General features: G+C 58.6%; 4 protein-coding genes. 2 read left to right on the top strand and 2 right to left on the bottom strand.

From position 1 onward, the window contains the following. Both ABJK70_RS23060 and mpl read left to right on the top strand, forming a co-directional pair. Window positions 1–532 (top strand): ankyrin repeat domain-containing protein (locus ABJK70_RS23060; RefSeq protein WP_347259265.1); only part of this gene is annotated, 532 nt, incomplete at its 5' end. Window positions 533–558: 26 nt separating this feature from the next. After that, window positions 559–1,929 (top strand): UDP-N-acetylmuramate:L-alanyl-gamma-D-glutamyl-meso-diaminopimelate ligase, encoded by a 1,371-nt coding sequence (gene mpl, locus ABJK70_RS23065; RefSeq protein WP_347259266.1) that lies wholly within the window; start codon window positions 559–561, stop codon window positions 1,927–1,929. Window positions 1,930–1,975: 46 nt separating this feature from the next. Here the strand turns inward: mpl and ABJK70_RS23070 are convergent, their stop codons facing one another. Both ABJK70_RS23070 and ABJK70_RS23075 read right to left on the bottom strand, forming a co-directional pair. Continuing rightward, complete coding sequence (locus tag ABJK70_RS23070; protein ID WP_210023944.1) at window positions 1,976–2,347, bottom strand: DUF5615 family PIN-like protein; 372 nt, start codon at window positions 2,345–2,347, stop codon at window positions 1,976–1,978. Continuing rightward, entirely contained in the window at window positions 2,344–2,574 is a 231-nt protein-coding gene (locus ABJK70_RS23075) for a DUF433 domain-containing protein (protein WP_077732290.1), read from the bottom strand. The genes ABJK70_RS23070 and ABJK70_RS23075 overlap by 4 nt, the downstream gene beginning before the upstream one ends. Window positions 2,575–2,813: the final 239 nt, after the last annotated feature.

Genomic DNA, 2,813 nt, shown 5'->3' on the forward strand with positions numbered 1-2,813 from the left:
GACCAAACCGGTTTTCGCTATGTTAAAAAAAGCCATGCTCGTTCTTGCCCTGCTCGCGTCGACAACCGTTCTGCAAGCGGAAGATCCGAATCAGGCACTGTTCGCCGCGGCCGCATCCGGGCAGCTGGAACGGCTGGATTCGCTGCTCGCCCAGGGCGCGGACGTCAACGGCAAAAACGGCGCCGGCCGCACGCCGCTGATGGCGGCGGCATTTTCGGGCAATGTCCGGGTGATCAGAAAGCTTTTGAGTTTCGGCGCCGATCCCGATGCAGCGGACCAGCGCGGGGTGACCGCGCTCATGGAGGCTGCCGCGCAAGGCTACGAGGATGCCGTCAGGGCGCTGATCGCCGGCGGAGCGGACGTTTCCGCAAAAGAAAATTCAGGACTCACGCTTATCGATCGAGCCAAGAAAAGCGGGCATATGCGGATCGCAGCGATATTGGAACAAGCCGCGATGGTTAAACCCGTCTCGGAAGGCAAAACGGATGACGGAACGTCCGCGAACAAAAACCCGGACAACGTCAAGAAATAACGGACCGAACCTAAGAGGACAGGATCGTGCACATTCATATTTTGGGCATCTGCGGGACATTTATGGGCGGTTTGGCGATCATGGCCAAACAAATGGGCCATCACGTCACCGGCTCCGACCAAAACGTTTATCCCCCCATGAGCACCCAGCTCGAGGAGCAAGGAATCGCGCTCATGAAAGGATACAGCCCGGAGAATCTGGACCCGGCGCCCGACCTGGTCGTGGTAGGCAATGCCATCTCCCGCGGCAATCCGGAAATAGAAGCGGTGCTTAATCGGGGACTCGCCTACACGTCGGGTCCGCAGTGGCTTTATTGCTATGTGCTGAAGAACTCCTGGGTGCTGGCCGTGGCCGGAACGCACGGCAAAACGACCACATCGAGCATGCTCGCCTGGATACTCGAAAGCGCGGGACTCAAGCCCGGCTTTCTGATCGGAGGCGTCCCGCTCAATTTCGGCTTGTCCGCGCGTCTGGGCGACGGCCGGTTTTTCATCGTCGAAGCCGACGAGTACGACACCGCTTTTTTCGACAAACGTTCCAAGTTCGTCCATTACCGACCGCGCACGACAATTCTCAATAACCTGGAATTCGACCACGCCGACATTTTTCCCGACCTCGCCGCAATCCAGCGGCAGTTTCACCACTTGATACGCAGCATTCCGGGAAACGGGCTCATCATCGCTCCGGAGACGGACAAAACCCTGGCCGAAGTCCTGCAAATGGGTTGCTGGACGCCGGTCGAGAAAACGACTTTGGAAGAAAATCCCGAGAACGCCGTTTGGCGTGCTGCTCTGTTGGCACCCGACGGCAGCCAATTCCAGCTTTACCACCAGGGACGGCCCAGCGGCGTCGTGGAATGGAGCCTGACCGGCCGCCACAACGTGATGAACGCGCTTTCCGCCATCGCCGCAGCTCACCATGCCGGCGTAAGCCCCGAAGAGGGCGCGGCCGCGTTGAGCATGTTCAAGAATGTCAGACGCCGACTGGAAGTACGCGCCCGCATCGACGGAATCACCCTTTACGACGATTTCGCCCACCATCCCACCGCCATCGCCACGACGCTCGAAGGCTTGCGCGCGCGTGTCGACAGCGCCCGCATCATCGCCGTGTTGGAACCCAGGTCCAACACCATGCGCATGGGCGTTCACGCCGATACGCTTGCCGATTCCTTGAAGGCTGCCGATCAATCCATCATTTTCCAACCCGAAGACCTCGGTTGGGACGCCGAGCAGGCAATTCAGGGAGCCGAACACATTAGCGTATGCCGCTCGCTGGATTCAATCGTGGAGCGACTGGCGAAAGACGCCCGCCCCGGCGACCATCTGGTTTTCATGAGCAACGGCAGCTTCGGCGGGATTCACAAAAAGGTCGAGGACGCTTTGCGCGCGGCTATGTAATGTACGCACCGCGCGCATTTGCCGCTCAGTGCCAAAACGGCTTGGCCTATCGGAAGTGTAAGGGTAGGAGCCGCAACCGGGTGCGATTCGGATCAATGGTGAGCAACGCACCCTCTTCCAGCTCGGCCGTCATTTGCAACAGGGCATCGCTAACCGGCTTGCCGATTGCGTCCGGGCTGACATCCTCGGCACGAATTTGCACGACGCTGGGTTTCTCGCCGTGGGTTGCCGCAAGAATCGCGCTGAAGTCTAGGTCGTGCGTGAGCACCACGTAGCCGTTAGCCTTGGCGAAGGCCATGATTTCCGCGTCCGGGGCATTGGCTGCGCCGAGTGTAGACCAATGCGCCGCCTCGAAGCCCGCGTCAGCCAATAGGCTAACCCAGCGCGGTGACAGATTCATGTCGACCAATAACTTCATGCGCTCGCCAGCGTAATTTCCCGTTCTTCCGCACGCCACGCGGCGTAGCGTAGCGCCTGTAGGATATCCTCGCGTTCGAGGTAGGGATAATCCGCGAGGACCTCTTCGATGCTGTGCCCAGCTCCGATTTGGCCGACGATCATACCGACCGTTACCCGCATGCCACGGATGCACGCCTTGCCGCCCATGACGCCGGGTTGCTGAGTAATGCGGTTTAGTGATTCCATGTTCACCTCCTCATCTTAATTTATTGCGAGACTAGGCTATTGAGACCAAATTTCAAGAACTATTTTCGAACATGAACCTATGCGTTGCCCACGTTCCCCGGCTTAAGGTCATGGCGTAGAATGCTGGTCCAGGATTAAATATGCAGAAATCAGTATTGGAATTTACTCCATGAGAACCACGTTATTGACCCGGCCTATAAATGTAGGCCGGGTCAATCCGGGGCAGGGATGCCCCGGCG

The sequence above is a fragment of the Methylocaldum sp. genome (assembly GCF_039794385.1).
Classification (GTDB): Bacteria; Pseudomonadota; Gammaproteobacteria; order Methylococcales; family Methylococcaceae; genus Methylocaldum.